General features: G+C 65.7%; 18 protein-coding genes. All 18 read right to left on the reverse strand.

Annotated features, from left to right (window positions below):
* On the reverse strand, positions 1 to 94 hold a 94-nt coding region (locus RMO01_RS14595; RefSeq protein WP_309629803.1), incomplete at its 3' end, for a hypothetical protein.
* Positions 91 to 873, reverse strand: coding sequence for a type III pantothenate kinase (locus tag RMO01_RS14600; protein WP_309629804.1), 783 nt, complete (start codon positions 871 to 873; stop codon positions 91 to 93). The genes RMO01_RS14595 and RMO01_RS14600, both read right to left, overlap by 4 nt.
* Entirely contained in the window at positions 870 to 1631 is a 762-nt protein-coding gene (locus RMO01_RS14605) for a biotin--[acetyl-CoA-carboxylase] ligase (protein WP_309629789.1), read from the reverse strand. Before RMO01_RS14605 ends, RMO01_RS14600 begins: the two co-directional genes overlap by 4 nt.
* Positions 1632 to 1635: 4 nt before the next feature.
* A complete protein-coding gene (nuoN, locus tag RMO01_RS14610; RefSeq protein WP_309629790.1) occupies positions 1636 to 3081 on the reverse strand; it encodes an NADH-quinone oxidoreductase subunit NuoN in 1446 nt (481 codons plus the stop codon).
* Positions 3082 to 3088: 7 nt separating this feature from the next.
* On the reverse strand, positions 3089 to 4576 hold the full coding sequence (locus tag RMO01_RS14615) for an NADH-quinone oxidoreductase subunit M (protein WP_309629791.1): 1488 nt from the start codon (positions 4574 to 4576) through the stop codon (positions 3089 to 3091).
* Between the two features lies 1 nt (position 4577).
* The gene (gene nuoL / locus RMO01_RS14620) at positions 4578 to 6704 is read right to left on the reverse strand and encodes an NADH-quinone oxidoreductase subunit L (RefSeq protein WP_309629792.1); all 2127 of its coding nucleotides are present in this window, start codon (positions 6702 to 6704) and stop codon (positions 4578 to 4580) included.
* Positions 6705 to 6706: 2 nt separating this feature from the next.
* Positions 6707 to 7015 carry an NADH-quinone oxidoreductase subunit NuoK gene (nuoK, locus tag RMO01_RS14625; protein ID WP_303694284.1) on the reverse strand — a complete coding sequence of 103 codons (309 nt, stop codon included), beginning with the start codon at positions 7013 to 7015 and terminating at the stop codon, positions 6707 to 6709.
* Complete coding sequence (locus RMO01_RS14630) at positions 7015 to 7641, reverse strand: NADH-quinone oxidoreductase subunit J (protein ID WP_309629793.1); 627 nt, start codon at positions 7639 to 7641, stop codon at positions 7015 to 7017. The genes nuoK and RMO01_RS14630 overlap by 1 nt, the downstream gene beginning before the upstream one ends.
* Positions 7642 to 7704: 63 nt before the next feature.
* Complete coding sequence (gene nuoI, locus RMO01_RS14635) at positions 7705 to 8196, reverse strand: NADH-quinone oxidoreductase subunit NuoI (RefSeq protein WP_309629794.1); 492 nt, start codon at positions 8194 to 8196, stop codon at positions 7705 to 7707.
* On the reverse strand, positions 8193 to 8405 hold the full coding sequence (locus tag RMO01_RS14640) for a hypothetical protein (protein ID WP_309629795.1): 213 nt from the start codon (positions 8403 to 8405) through the stop codon (positions 8193 to 8195). The genes nuoI and RMO01_RS14640 overlap by 4 nt, the downstream gene beginning before the upstream one ends.
* Before the next feature lie 5 nt (positions 8406 to 8410).
* Positions 8411 to 9481, reverse strand: a complete 1071-nt coding sequence (gene nuoH, locus RMO01_RS14645; RefSeq protein ID WP_309629796.1) for an NADH-quinone oxidoreductase subunit NuoH — start codon at positions 9479 to 9481, stop codon at positions 8411 to 8413.
* Positions 9482 to 9485: 4 nt separating this feature from the next.
* A complete protein-coding gene (nuoG, locus tag RMO01_RS14650) occupies positions 9486 to 11531 on the reverse strand; it encodes an NADH-quinone oxidoreductase subunit NuoG (RefSeq protein WP_309629797.1) in 2046 nt (681 codons plus the stop codon).
* Positions 11531 to 11758, reverse strand: a complete 228-nt coding sequence (locus RMO01_RS14655; RefSeq protein ID WP_309629798.1) for a hypothetical protein — start codon at positions 11756 to 11758, stop codon at positions 11531 to 11533. Before RMO01_RS14655 ends, nuoG begins: the two co-directional genes overlap by 1 nt.
* Positions 11758 to 12255: a hypothetical protein gene (locus tag RMO01_RS14660; protein WP_309629799.1), complete on the reverse strand. Its 498-nt coding sequence runs from the start codon at positions 12253 to 12255 to the stop codon at positions 11758 to 11760. Before RMO01_RS14660 ends, RMO01_RS14655 begins: the two co-directional genes overlap by 1 nt.
* 3 nt (positions 12256 to 12258) lie before the next feature.
* A complete protein-coding gene (gene nuoF, locus RMO01_RS14665; protein WP_309629805.1) occupies positions 12259 to 13572 on the reverse strand; it encodes an NADH-quinone oxidoreductase subunit NuoF in 1314 nt (437 codons plus the stop codon).
* Positions 13573 to 13959: 387 nt separating this feature from the next.
* Positions 13960 to 14238 carry a hypothetical protein gene (locus RMO01_RS14670; protein WP_309629800.1) on the reverse strand — a complete coding sequence of 93 codons (279 nt, stop codon included), beginning with the start codon at positions 14236 to 14238 and terminating at the stop codon, positions 13960 to 13962.
* Entirely contained in the window at positions 14235 to 14426 is a 192-nt protein-coding gene (locus RMO01_RS14675) for a hypothetical protein (RefSeq protein WP_309629801.1), read from the reverse strand. The genes RMO01_RS14670 and RMO01_RS14675 overlap by 4 nt, the downstream gene beginning before the upstream one ends.
* A complete protein-coding gene (gene nuoE, locus RMO01_RS14680; RefSeq protein ID WP_309629802.1) occupies positions 14423 to 15085 on the reverse strand; it encodes an NADH-quinone oxidoreductase subunit NuoE in 663 nt (220 codons plus the stop codon). Before nuoE ends, RMO01_RS14675 begins: the two co-directional genes overlap by 4 nt.
* Positions 15086 to 15114 lie beyond the last annotated feature (29 nt).

The raw sequence follows: 15114 nt of genomic DNA on the forward strand, positions 1-15114 counted from the left end.
GGCCGTAGCCGTAGCAGTTGAGGTTCATGCCGACCTCGCCCGAGCCGCCCAGCGGCAGGAAGACGAGTTCGTCGTTTGGGTTGTTCTTTTTCATGTGTCCGTCAGATGGGTATTGCGGCGCCAGATTTCGAGCAGGCCGCGGATGGTCAGGTCCGGATCGAACCGGTCGATGGATGGGGTCGCCCCCTCGAACAGGGAGGCGACGCCTCCGGTTCCGATGACGGTCATGGGTTTTCCCCACTCCGCCTTGATGCGCGAGACCATGCCCTCGATGAGGCCGACATAGCCCCAGAAGACGCCCGACTGCATGTTGGACACGGTGTCCTTGCCGATCACCGTATCCGGCTTCTGGATGGCGATGCGCGGCAGCATGGCCGCCGCCTCGTGCAGGGCCTGCAGGGAAAGATTGATGCCGGGCGCGATGGCCCCGCCCTCGAAGGCGCCGTCGGCGGCGATGACGTCGAAGGTCGTGGCGGTGCCTGAGTCGATGACGATCAGGTCGCCCGGATAGACCAGATGCGCGCCGATGGCGTTGACCAGCCGGTCGGCGCCCGCCTCGCTGGGCTTTTTGATCCGCACGGGGATGCCGAGCTCGACATTGTCGCCGATGACCAGCGGCTCGACCGACAGATAGCGGCGCGCGAGGTTTCTCAGGTTGAAGATCGACTGCGGCACGACGCTGGAGATGATGCAGCCGGTCAGGGACGCGAGATCGATCTTCCGCATGGCGAGCAGTTGCGTCAGCCAGACGGCGTATTCGTCGGCCGTGCGGCTGGCCTCGGTGGCGGTGCGCCACTGGGCGATCCAGCTCTCGCCGTCATGGACCGCGAACAGCGTGTTGGTGTTGCCCTGTTCGATGGCGAGAAGCATCAGGCGGCCCTCTCGTGAGCGTCGGCGCCGAAGAAGACATCGCCCGCCGAGATGAGGCGCAGGCTCCCGTCGGCGGTGCGCAGGCGGAGTGCGCCGTCCGGGGCCACGCCCTCCGCGACGCCGCTGACGGTCTCATGCCCCAGCCGGGCGACACACGGGCCGTCCAGGCCGCTCGTGCGCGCGGTCCAGGCGTCGAGGATCGGCTGGAAGCCCAGGCTCTCCCAGCGCGCCTGCCAGACGGCGAAGGCCTCGGCCAGGACCGTGGCGGCGGCGTCTACCGGAGGCGGATAAGCGATGTCGGAGCGCAGGTGGGCGGCCAGGCTGGTTGCCGGCCGCTCGGTCCCCTCCGGCGCATGGGCCAGGTTCACGCCGATGCCCACCGCCAGCCACAGGGCGCCGTTCGCATGGAGGCCGGACTCGATCAGGATGCCCGAAGCCTTGTCGCCCGCGATCATCACGTCATTGGGCCACTTGATGCTGACGGAACCCGGAACGGCGAAGGCGTCGAACAGGTCGGCGACGGCGAGCGCCGCGACGAAGGTCACCTGCGCCGCCTCGGCCGGAGGCTTCGACGTCAGGGTCAGCAGGGTGGCGAACAGGTTGCCTGTGTCGCTGTTCCACTCCCGACCGCGCCGACCGCGCCCGGCGGATTGGCGGCGGGCGCAGATCCACTGGCTCGCGACATCGCCGGCCTCGGCGCGGCGGCGGGCCTCGGCGTTGGTGGAATCGATCTCTTCGAGGAGGTGAATGGGCGGCGTCACCGCCCTACCCCGCTCCGAAACCGGTCGCCGCGATACGGGTCAGGGGCTCCAGCCAGGTCAGGCCGACGATCACCAGCGGGAAGGAAAAGGCCGCGCAGGCCCAGCCGATCCATTGGGCTTCCACCGGCGCCTTGTCAGTCGGCGCCGTGCCCTCGGGCGCCGCGTCGAACCACATCAGCTTGATGATGCGCAGGTAGTAGAAGGCCGCCACGACCGAGGCCACCAGACCTGCAGCGGCGACCATCCAGTAGCCGGCCGAGGCTGCGGCGCCGAAAACGTAGTATTTGCCCCAGAAGCCCGAGAAGGGCGGCATGCCCAGCACCGACAGCGACAGGATGGTAATGGCCAGCGCCGTCAGCGGACGATCATTCTTTAGCCCGGCCAGGTCGGCGATCTTGCGGATCGGGCGACCGTTACGGCTCAGGGACAGCAGGATAGCGAAGAAGCCCATAGTGTCGATCATGTACAGGGTCATGAAGGTGATCATGGCCTGCAGGCCCTGTTCGGTGCCTGCAGCGATGCCGAGGACCGCGTAGCCGATGTTGGCGATCGACGAATAGGCCAGCAGGCGCTGGATATCCTTCTGGGCCAGACCGCCCCAGGCGCCGACCACGAAACTGGCCAGGGCGATCAGGATCAGGACCTGGGCCCACTGGTCATGGGCGCCGAGGAAGCCTTCCGACAGGGCGCGGGCGAACAGGACCATGGCGGCCATCTTCGGCGCGGTGGCGAACAAGGCCACGACCGGTGTCGGCGCGCCTTCGTAGACGTCGGGCGTCCACATGTGGAACGGCGCGGCCGAGACCTTGAACGCCAGACCGCAGATCAGGAAGACCAGACCGAAGATGAGGCCAGGGCCGGGGTTGGCTGCAGCGTACGCGGCGATGTCCTCGAACCGCATCGAGCCGGCGAAGCCGTAGATCAGGCTGGAGCCGTACAGCAGCAGGCCCGACGACAGGGCGCCGAGGACGAAGTATTTCAGGCCCGCTTCCGACGCCTTGAGGTCGTCGCGGTGGTAGGCGGCGAGGATGTAGAGGGCCAGGGAGTGCAGCTCGACCCCGACGTAGAGCGAGATCAGGTCGCCCGACGACACCATCATCCCCATGCCGACGGCGGCCAGGACGATCAGGATCGGGAACTCGAAGCGGGCGATATTCATCCGCTGCATCCAGCCGCCGCCGAGAACGACGGCGAAGGCCGAGGCGATGTAGATCGCGACCTTGGCGTAGAGGGCCAGCGGGTCGGCCACATAGGCGCCGTTGAAGGCCTCGCCCAGTGGGCCGGTGGCGGCGACGGCCGCCGCGGCGACCAGCAGAGCCACCGACAGGATGGAGATCAGCCGCGCCGACTTCTCGCCGATGAAGGCGCCGAGCATCAGCAGCACGAGGGCGCCGATCGCGAGCGTCAGCTCCGAGGCGGCGAGGTTCAGGGCATAGGACAGGTCAGGCATTATTCTCTCACCCGCCGGTCGCGAGCTGCCAGCCGTTCACGACGGCGTCGACGGAGGCTGCGGTGTAGTTCAGGACCAGGTCCGGCTGCACGCCCAGCCAGATGGTTCCGACAATCAGGGGGACGAAGATGACCAGCTCGCGCAGGTCGATGTCCTTGATCGTGGCCAGGGCCGGGTTGGTGATCTCGCCGAACATGACGTTGCGGTACAGGGTCAGGGCATAGACGGCCGACAGGATGACGCCGGTCGCGGCCACAAAGGCGGCCCAGGTCGAGGCCTGATAGACGCCGGTCAGCGTCAGGATCTCGCCGATGAAGCCCGAGGTTCCCGGCAGACCGACGTTGGCCATGGTGAACATCAGGAAGATGGCCGCGTACCAGGGCATCCGGTTGGTCAGGCCGCCGTAGAAGGCGATCTCGCGGGTATGCATCCGGTCATAGACGACGCCGACGCAGAGGAAGAGCGCGCCCGAGATCAGGCCGTGGCTCAGCATCTGGAAGACGGCGCCCTGCAGGCCCTGGGCGTTGCCGGCGAAGATACCCATGGTCACGAAGCCCATGTGGGCGACCGACGAATAGGCGATCAGCTTCTTGATGTCGGTCTGACGGAAGGCGACCAGCGAGGTGTAGGCGATGGCGATCACCGACAGGGTGAAAACCAGCGGCCGGTACAGCACCGACGCATCCGGGAACATCGGCACGTTGAACAGGATGAAGCCGTAGCCGCCGAGCTTCAGCAGGATACCGGCCAGGATGACCGACCCCGCTGTCGGCGCCTGGACGTGGGCGTCGGGCAGCCAGGTGTGAACCGGCCACATCGGCATCTTGACAGCGAACGAGGCGAAGAAGGCCAGCCACAGGATCGACTGGGCCCAGGGACCGAAGGCGTATTCCTTCAGCGCCGGAATCGACGTCGTACCCGCCTCGTTGGCCATCCACAGCATGGCCAGCAGCATCAGGACGGACCCGAGCAGGGTGTAGAGGAAGAACTTGTAGGCGGCGTAGATCCGGTTGGCCCCACCCCACACGCCGATGATGATGAACATCGGAACGAGGGTGCCCTCGAAGAAGATGTAGAACAGGAACAGGTCCAGCGACGTGAACACGCCGATGACCAGGGTCTCCAGCACCAGGAAGGCGATCATGTAATCGCCGACGCGCGTCTCGACCGACTTCCAGCTGGCGAGGATGCAGATCGGCATCAGGAAGGCCGTCAGCAGGACGAACAGGATCGAGACCCCGTCAACGCCCAGGTGATAGCCGGCGCCCGCGAACCAGACGTAGTTCTCGACGAACTGATAGGCGGCGTTCGAACTGTCGAACTGCAGCACCAGCACGGTCGAGACGGCCAGCACCACGAGGGTGGTGATCATGGCGACCCAGCGGGCGATGTTGTCCTCGTTGGACTTCGCCATCAGCTTGGCGAGGACGATCAGTCCCGCGCCGACCAGCGGCAGGAACGTCACCACGCTCAGGATATTGGGGATCGCACCCATCTTATGCGCCCCAGGCGTAGATTGCGAAGGCGAGCAGACCGGCCACGCCGAGCAGCATCACGAACGCATAGTGATAGACATAGCCGGACTGGATCCTGGCAAGACGCGCGGCGGACTTCAGCGACGCCCAGGCGACGCCATTCGGCCCCAGCCCGTCGATGATCTTCACGTCCCCGATTTTCCAGAACAGGTCGCCAAGGCCCTTGGCGCCACGCACGAAGATGAAGTCGTAGATCTCGTCGAAGTACCACTTATTGTAGAGGAAGCTCCACAGCGGGCCCTCCTTGGCCGCCATCCGCTTCGCCAGGCCTTCGCGCAGGACGTAGTAGTAGAAGGCGATGAAGGCGCCGAGCAGGGTCACGATCAGCGGCGACCACTTCACCCACGTCGGAACCTCGTGGCTGTCGTGCAGGACGTGGTTGGTCGGGCCGTTGAAGATGGCGCCGCGCCAGAACTCGCCTTCGTGATGGCCGATGAAGTGAGGCGCGAAGACGAAGCCGGCCGCGATGGCGCCGACGGACAAGGCGATCAGCGGAACCAGCATGATCCACGGGCTCTCGTGGGGTTTCAATGGCCCGTGATGGCCATGATCGTCATGCCCGTCCTGAGCAAGGTGGGGCGCGCTGTGACTTCCATCTTCGATCGGCTCGGAATGGGTCTCGATCTGCGCATGCGAGGCGTGGTCGTCGTGCCCATGACCGTGATCATGCGCGTGCTCGGCCATCGCCTCTTCCGTCCACTGGGGCTTGTTGTGGAAGGTCATGAAGATCAGCCGCCACGAATAGTAGCTGGTCAGCGCCGCCGCGAAGATGCCGACGATGAAGGCGAAATACCCCGCCGCGGAATGGCCGGTCGTGGCCGCCGCATAGGCGCTCTCGATGATCGAATCCTTGGAGTAGAAGCCGGCGAAGCCGCCGATTTCCGGGATGCCCAGACCGGTGATGGCGATCGTGCCGATCATCATCACGGCATAGGTGACGGGCAGCAGCTTCCATAGCCCGCCCATCTTCCTCATGTCCTGCTCGTGGTGCATGCCGTGGATCACCGAGCCGGCGCCCAGGAACAGCAGGGCCTTGAAGAAGGCGTGGGTGAACAGGTGGAACATGGCGGACTCGTACACGCCGACGCCCGCCGCAAAGAACATGTAGCCCAGCTGCGAACAGGTCGAATAGGCGATGACCCGCTTGATGTCGTTCTGCATCAGACCGACCGTCGCGGCGAACAGGGCCGTGACCGCACCGGTGATGGCGATCAGCAGCGACGCCGTCGGAGCGTATTCGTAGATCGGGCTCAGCAGGCAGACCATGTACACGCCGGCGGTGACCATGGTCGCCGCGTGGATCAGGGCCGAAACCGGGGTCGGGCCCTCCATGGCGTCCGGCAGCCATGTGTGCAGGAAGAACTGCGCCGACTTTCCCATGGCGCCGATGAACAACAGCACGCCTGCCAGATCGAGCGCTGACCAGGTGTAGCCCAGGAACTCCCAGCCCGTGCCGGCCTTCGATGCAATCATGGGGAACAGTTCGGCGAACTCGATCGTGCCGAACATCCAGAAGACGGTGATGATGCCCAGGGCAAAGCCGAAGTCGCCGACACGGTTGACCACGAAGGCCTTGATGGCGGCGGCGCTGGCGGTCGATTTCTTGAACCAGAAACCGATCAGCAGGTACGAGGCCAGGCCCACCCCTTCCCAGCCGAAGAACAGCTGCATGAAGTCGGCGGCGGTGACCAGCGCCAGCATGGCGAAGGTGAACAGGGACAGATAGGCGAAGAAGCGCGGCTTCGAGTCGTCCTCGGCCATATAGCCCCAGGAATACAGGTGCACGAGCGAGGACACCGTCGTGACCACGACCAGCATGGTCGCCGACAGGGCGTCGACGCGGATCGACCAGTTCGACTGGAAATCACCGACGTTGATGAAGGGCGCGACGACGACCGTGAATGGCTCCAGGTGACCCCAGGTCCACTGGCTGAACACGGTCCAGGCCACGGCGCACGAGAAGAACAGCAGACCGGTCGTGACGGCTTGCGAAGGGATGTCGCCGATGCGGCGACCGAAGAAGCCGGCGATCGCGGCGCCGAGCAGGGGGGCGAAGACGCCCAGGGTGACGAGCAGTTCGAGAGACACGATCAGCCCTTCATCACGCTGGCGTCGTCAACCGCGATATCGCCGCGGTTGCGGAAGAAGGTCACCAGGATGGCGAGGCCGACGGCGGCTTCAGCGGCAGCCACGGTGAGGACGAACATCGCCATGATCTGCCCCGACACGTCGTTCAGATAGGCCGAGAAGGCGACGAAGTTGATGTTTACGGCCAGCAGGATCAGCTCGACCGACATCAGGATGATGATGACGTTCTTGCGGTTCACGAAGATGCCGAAGACCCCGATGGTGAACAGCATCGCCGCCACCGCCAGATAGTGCTGCAGGGTGACTTCCATCAGCGCAGTTCCTCGCCGGTGACGCCGACGCCGGTCACGACGCCCTTGATCTCGACCGACGTCTTGCGGTCGCGGTTGGTCTGGGCGCCCGGGTCCTGACGGCGGACGGAGGTCCGCTTGCGCAGGGTCAGGACAATGGCGCCGATCATGGCGATCAGCAGCACGATCCCGGCCGCCTGGAAGAAGTAGATGTAGTCCGTGTAGAGCACCCGCCCGATCGTCTCGACGTTCGAGGCGTCGGCAGTGGCGGCCATCGGGGCCACGGCATCGGCGGCCGCTCCGCCCTGGACGACGACGATGGAGATCATGATCATCTCGGCCAGCAGGATGCCTGCGACGATCGCGGCCAGCGGCAGATAGGTGGCGTAGCCTTCGCGCAGACGGACGAAGTCGACGTCCAGCATCATGACCACGAACAGGAACAGCACCGCGACGGCGCCGACGTAGACGACCACCAGCAGCATCGCCAGGAACTCCGCGCCCAGCAGGACGAACAATCCCGCCGACGAGAAGAAGGCCAGGATCAGCCAAAGGACCGAGTGCACGGGATTGCGCGCCGTCACGACCAGAAGGCCGGACAGAACGGCGGTCGCCGCCATCAGGTAAAACGCGATGCCTTGCAGCATGGGAGGGACGATGCCCCTTTCAGTCGGTTGGGCGGCGATCCCGTCGGGAATCGCGCGCTTCGTTTAGCGATAGGGGGCGTCGAGTTCCAGATTCTTCGCGATCTGCCGTTCCCAGCGGTCGCCGTTATCAAGCAGTCGGGCCTTGTCGTAGTAGAGTTCTTCGCGCGTCTCGGTCGCGAACGTCGAGTTCGGTCCCTCGACGATGGCGTCCACCGGGCAGGCCTCCTGGCACAGACCGCAGTAGATGCATTTGACCATGTCGATGTCGTAGCGGGTCGTGCGGCGGCTGCCGTCCGAGCGGGGCTCCGACTCGATCGTGATGGCCTGAGCCGGGCAGATGGCTTCGCACAGTTTGCAGGCGATGCAGCGTTCCTCGCCGTTCGCATAGCGGCGCAGCGCGTGTTCGCCCCGGAAGCGCGGCGATTGCGGGCCGCGCTCGAACGGGAAGTTCACCGTCTTCTTGGGACGGAAGAACTCGCGCAGGGTCAGGCCGAAGGCGCCGACCAGATCGATCAGCATCGCGCCCTTCGCGGCCTGGGCGATACGGGTGATCATCGGACGGGGTCTCCCGGACGCGTGCAGTCGCGCTCGTAGCGCTCCGTGTCCTTGTTCATGATGGCGCATAGGCGAACGCGTTCGGCCTCGCGGCGCTCGATGCCTTCCTGACGACGTTCCCACTGATAGGGCGAGGTCGGGTCGGCTTCGTAGGGCGCCGGGAAGGCGCAGGCGCCCAGCGTCAGGGCGGTCAGTGCGAGAGCGGTCATCCGGATCATGCCCCCACCGCGAAGACACGCCATGCCGAGACGATGACCACGGCGACCAGCGAGGTCGGCAGGAAGATCTTCCAGCCCAGACGCATCAGCTGATCGTAGCGGTAGCGGGGCACGAAGGTCTTCACCATCGCGAACATGAAGAACCAGAACAGGATCTTGATGAACAGAACCCCGAACAGCAGCAGGTTGACCAGGAACGGGTGCCAGTCAGCGGCGAAGTCGATCGGGAAGCCGGGGTTCCAGCCGCCGAAGAACAGGATCGAGATCATCGCGCACATGAAGATGATGTTCACGTACTCGCCCATCATAAACAGCAGATAGGGCGTCGACGAATACTCGACCTGATAGCCGGCCACGAGCTCGGATTCTGCTTCGGGCAGGTCGAACGGGGGGCGGTTGGTCTCGGCCAGGGCGGAGATGAAGAACATGATCATCATCGGGAACAGGACGAGGATCAGCGGCCAGGTGTCGGCTCCGCCGCCGAAGACGTACCAGTTCCAGATCCAGCCTTCCTGCGACGTCACGATGTCCGACAGGTTCATCGTCCCGGCCAGCAGGATGACGTTGATGATGATGAGGCCGATGGAGACCTCGTAGGACACCATCTGCGCTGCGGACCTCAGAGAGCCCAGGAACGGGTATTTCGAGTTCGAAGCCCAACCGCCCATGATGATGCCGTAGACGCCCAGCGAAGAGATCGCGAAGACGTAGAGGATGCCGACGTTCAGGTCGGAGATGACCCAGCCCGGAGCGAACGGAATGACCGCCCAGGTGATGAAGGCCATGATCACGGTGATGATCGGCGCCATCAGGAAGACGACCTTGTCCGCACCGGCGGGGACGACGATCTCCTTCAGCACGAACTTGATCATGTCCGCGAAGGACTGAAGCAGGCCGAAAGGACCGACGACGTTGGGGCCCTTCCGCATCATCACGGCCGCCCAGATCTTGCGGTCCGCCAGCAGCAGGAAGGCGACCGAGATCAGGACGCCGACGGTGACGAGCAGCACGGCGCCCGTCGTGGCGATGGTCCAGCCGAGGGGCGTGGCCCAGAAATTCGGTTCCATGCGTCTACTCCGCCGCCAGCAGGGCCGGAGCCATGCGCTGGGCGCTGAGCTCGGCCATCGTCGCGCTGGCGCGCGCGATCGGGTTGTTCAGATAGGGATCGACCACGGCCGAGGTGAAGCCGGCATCGCCGGCGTCGCCCTTCTGACCCAGGCTCGCGACGTCGAAGGACGCGGCCGGAGCCAGATAGTCGATGCGGCCGAAGGTCGGATGGTCGCCCATCAGTTTCGTGCGCAGTTGCTCGAGCGTGTCGTAAGGCAGGGTGTGACCCACACGTTCCGACAGGGCGCGGAGAATGGCCCAGTCCTCTTTCGCCTCGCCCTTCGGGAAAACGGCGCGTTCGCCCATCTGCACCCGGCCCTCGGTGTTGACGTAAAGGCCCGACTTCTCGGTCCAGGCGGCGCCCGGCAGGATGACGTCGGCCGTGTGAGCGCCCCGGTCGCCGTGGCTGCCCAGATAGACCTTGAAGGCCTTCGACGGACCGGTCTCGATCTCGTCGGCGCCGAGCAGGAACAGCACGTCGAGCGCGCCCGGCTGGACCATCGCATGGGCCGACAGGCCGCCGGAGGCAGGCACGAAACCCATGTCCAGACCGCCGACGCGGGCGGCGGCGTGATGCAGGACGTTGAAGCCGTTCCAGCCGTCCTTCACGACCCCGACCTTGGCGGCCAGCTTGCCGATCTGATTGAGGACCTTGGCGCCGTCCGGACCCGACAGGGCGCCGGCGCCGACCACGATGGCGGGGCGTTCGGCGTTGGTCAGGGCGTCGAGCGCGGCCTTCGGCAGCTTGGCCAGGGTCTTCGTACCTGCCCCGACGATGTCGACGTCGTAGGTCAGGTCGGCGGCGTCGCCGATGACACCGACGCGGGTCTTGCCGGCGAGCCAGCTCTTGCGGATCCGCTGGTTCAGCAGCGGCGCCTCGGTGCGCGGATTGACGCCCACCAGCAGGATGGAGTCAGCCTCCTCCAGCCCTTGCAGGCCGGTGTTGAACAGCCAGCCCTCGCGCGGGCCATAGCCCATGGCCGAGCCGTCCTGACGGCAGTCCGTGTTGTTCGAACCCAGTGCGCGGAACAGGTCCAGCGCGGCCTTCATCGATTCCGCATCCTGCAGATCGCCGGCGATGACGCCGATCCGATCCGCAGACGCGGCCTTCAGTTGCGCGGCGACCGCGTTCAGCGCCTCGTCCCACGAGGCGGCGCGCAGCTTGCCGTTTTCACGGACGTAAGGCCGGTCGAGGCGACGCGCCTGCAGGCCGTCGACGACGTAGCGGCTCTTGTCCGACAGCCACTCTTCGTTGATGCCCTCGTGCACGCGCGGCAGGATGCGCATCACCTCGGCGCCCTTGGACTGGACCGAGATGTTGGAGCCCAGGGCGTCCATAACGTCGACGGACTCGGTCTTCTTCAGCTCCCACGGACGATAGTGGAACTGCCACGGACGGTGGGTCAGGGCGCCGACCGGGCAAAGATCGTTGACGTTGCCTGACAGCTCGGAGTTCACCGCCTGCTCAAGATAGGTGGTGATCTCGGCGTCTTCGCCACGCGAGATCATGCCGATGTCCGGCACGCCCGCGACTTCACTGATGAAGCGCACGCAACGGGTGCACTGGATGCACCGCGTCATGAAGGTCTTGATCGTCGGACCCATGTGCTTTTCTTCGACCGCGCGCTTGTTCTCCGCATAGCGGGAACCGTCGCGGCCATAGCCCATGGCCTGGTCCTGCAGGTCGCACTCGCCGCCCTGGTCGCAGATCGGGCAGTCCAGCGGGTGGTTGATGAGCAGGAACTCCATCACCCCTTCGCGGGCCTTCTTCACCATCGGCGTGTCGGTGAAGATCATCTGACCCTCGGCGGCCGGCAGGGCGCACGAAGCCTGGGGCTTGGGCGGTCCGGGCTTCACCTCGACCAGACACATGCGGCAGTTGCCGGCGATCGACAGCCGCTCGTGGTAGCAGAAGCGCGGGATCTCGTGCCCGGCGCGCTCGGCGACCTGGAGCACGGTCATCCCGGGCTCGAACTCGACATCGACGCCGTTGACTTTAGCGACGGGCATTATTCGCGGACTCCGCCGTAGGGATGGTGATCGACCAGATCGAGGCGTTTCTCGATCCGGTCTACGCGGGTTTCGAGGCGATCCAGACGGCGATTGACGCCGGCCAGTCCCTCCTCGACGTGGGTCATTCGGACCTTGGGACCGGAAATGTCGTCAAGGACGCGATCCAGCTTCGTGTCCATGCGACGCAGCAGGGTCAGCACGATGTTGTCGGGCTCGTCCGCCATCAGCCGACCTCCCCGCTCGCCGGAACGACCTCGGCGGCCGTCTGCGTCGTGCCGTCAGGCAGCGTCTGGGTGATCTCGATCTCGTCGCCGCGCATGGCGTAGCGCACCACCGTATCGCCGGATTCATTCATCCACCGCACGGAGACGGGGTCGGGCAGTTCGAGCGGCTTCCAAACGACCAGACCGTCGGCGGCGCGGCACTGGGCCTTCATCAGACCGCCATCGACCGGGGCGCGCCACTGGGCGTTCACGACCTGACCTTCGATGCCGGTCAGTTCGATGGAGGCCACCTCCTGGCCGTGAATGGCGGCGAGGCCGGCCTTGCACACGCGGCGCAGGTCGACGGCCGTCAGCACGGCCGGGGTCCGGGCCACGGCGTCGGACACCGGGGCCTCGGCGGCGACGATCTCCGTCGGCGTCGGCTCGGCCTTCTCCGGCGCCTGGTTGCAGGCGGCGAGAGCGGTCAGAGCCACGGTCAGGATGAGGACAGCCCGCATCCCCTACTCCGCCGCGATGGCGTGGCCGGCGAAGTTCGCGCGGCGTGAGCGGTAGGCCGAGATGCGGTCCTCGATCTCGTGACGGAAGTGGCGGATCAGACCCTGGACCGGCCAGGCGGCGGCGTCGCCGAGCGCGCAGATGGTGTGGCCCTCGACCTGACCGGCGACGTCGAGCAGCAGGTCGATCTCGGACGGATCGGCCTCGCCCACGGCCATGCGTTCGAGCACGCGCCACATCCAGCCGGTGCCCTCGCGGCACGGCGTGCACTGGCCGCAGCTCTCATGCTTGTAGAAATAGCTGATGCGGGCGATCGCCTTCACCAGGTCGGTGCTCTCGTCCATGACGATGACGGCTGCGGTGCCGAGGCCCGACTTCATGTCCCGCAGGCTGTCGAAGTCCATAAGCGCCGTCTCGGACATCTCGCGCGTGATTAGCGGAACGGAAACCCCGCCAGGGATCACGGCCTTCAGGTTCCCCCAGCCGCCGCGAACGCCGCCGCAATGCTCTTCCAGCAGCTGACGCAGCGGGATCGACATGGCTTCTTCGACATTGCACGGGCGGTTCACGTGGCCCGAGATCGACATCAACTTGGTGCCCGTGTTGTTCGCCCGGCCGAAGCCCGCGAACCATTCGGCCCCGCGACGCAGGATCGTGCCGACGACGGCGATCGACTCGACGTTGTTCACCGTGGTCGGGCAGCCGTAAAGGCCGGCGCCGGCCGGGAACGGCGGCTTCAGGCGCGGCTGGCCCTTCTTGCCCTCGAGCGATTCCAGAAGGGCGGTCTCTTCGCCGCAGATATAGGCCCCGGCGCCGTGGTGGATGTAGACGTCGAAGTCCCAGCCGTGGACGTTGTTCTTGCCGATCAGTTTGGCCTCATAGGCCTGCTTGACCGCAGCCTCCATCCGCTCGCGCTCGAGCACATATTCGCCGCGCAGATAGATGTAGCAGGCGTGGGCCTGCATCGCGAAGGAGGCGATCAGGCAGCCTTCGATCAGCAGGTGGGGATCATGACGCATGATCTCCCGGTCCTTGCAGGTGCCCGGCTCGGACTCGTCGGCGTTCACGACGAGATAGTGCGGCCGGTCCTTCAGCTCCTTGGGCATGAAGGACCACTTCAGACCGGTCGAGAAGCCGGCGCCGCCGCGTCCGCGCAGGCCGGAGTTCTTGACGTTGGTGATGAGCCAGTCGCGGCCCATGTCCAGCATGTCCTTGGTCGCGTTCCAGCAGCCGCGGTTCTTCGCGCCTTCCAGACCCCAGTCCTGGAGCCCGTACAGGTTGGTGAAGATGCGATCCTTGTCCTGCAGCAGGCCGGCCATCAGCGGGTTCCCTCCACGGCCATTGCCGCCGACGCCCTTGCCGCGCGGGCGAGAGAGTTCGCTTCGGCGATCGCCGGTCTGGCGCTCGCTGGGCGGAGGCGGACGCTGGCCGCCTGAATTCGTGGGTTTCTGATCAGGCGCATTCGGGGAACCGGCGGGAGGAGACGGAGGGGACGGCGCGGCGGGCGCCGCGGGGACAGGCTGCGCCGAGGCTCCGCCCAGCGGAAGGGCGCTGGCGCCCATCAGATTGGCCATGAACAGGCCGGCGACGCCGCGCTTCGGATGTTTCGATGTCACGACGGTCCCCCGAACGCCTTGAGATCATGAACAGTGCACCGGTCGTCGGACAATCACGCGACGGTTCGCCGTAGGCGGGAAGCAAGGCGCTCATTGTGCGCCTCCGTCCAGCTCGGCCATGCGACGGCGGTGATAGCGAGTGCGCAGGAAGATGGCGGCCAGCATCAGGGCCCATCCGGCCGCCAGCGCCGCATAGCCCGCCATCTGTACGATTTCGGAGAGCCCGCCCGCCCGGGTCGCGCCCCAGACCAGAATGGCCCCGAGCAGCACCAGGCCGAAGCCCGCCAGCCGCTCGTTGCGGCCCACGGCGCGAATTTCCGCGCGATAGGCGGCCACCTTCTCGTCGGTCTGGGCGTCGGGCGGGGTCACTCCCGTTCCTCTTGCCTGCGACCAAGCAACCAGCCCATGGCCAATCCGAAACCGAGCATAGGGAACACCGCAAGGCCGCTCGCCTCCCACCAGTCCAGACCTGCGCCCACAGCGTTTACGGCCACGGCCGCGAAAACGCCGGTCAGAGCCGCAGTCTGATTGATTTTCCGACGCGCGCGCAGGCTCATGCCGTCACCGGCTCGGAGTTCGGGAGCTTCTTGATCGGCTTGGCGGCAGAGCCGTCATACAGCTTCGGATCCGTCAGGGTCAGGGCCCCGCCCTCCGGCGCCGAGTTGACGCGATCGACGCGCGGACCCGGGGTCGGCGTCTTGCCGGCCGCGAAGTCGTCGATGATCTGGTTCATGTCCGAGGCCGTCAGGTCCTCGAAATAGTAGTCGTTGATCATGGCCATCGGCGCGTTCACGCAGGCGCCGAGGCACTCGACCTCTTCCCAGTAGAACTTGCCGTCGGCCGACAGGGTCTGTTTCGGGCCGATCCGGTCCTTGCAGACCTTCATCAGGTCTCCGGCGCCGCGCAGCATGCAGGGCGTCGTACCGCAGACCTGGATCAGGGCGGCCGAACCGACCGGCTCAAGCATGAACATGGTGTAGAAGGTCGCGACCTCAAGCACCCGGATGTAGGCCATGTCGAGTTTGTCGGCGATGGCGCGGATAGCGGGTTCGGAGACCCAGCCTTCCTGCTTCTGCACCAGCCACAGGATCGGGATGACCGCCGATTGCTGGCGGCCATCAGGATATTTCGAGATCCACCATCGTGCTTGCTCCATCGTCTCCGGAGAGAAGGCGAAGCTGGCCGGTTGATCTGCGGAAAGGCGTCGAACGCTCACGGTCTGAGCCTCACTTCACGAAATCGACC

Source organism: Brevundimonas sp. (assembly GCF_031412435.1).
Lineage (GTDB): Bacteria > Pseudomonadota > Alphaproteobacteria > Caulobacterales > Caulobacteraceae > Brevundimonas.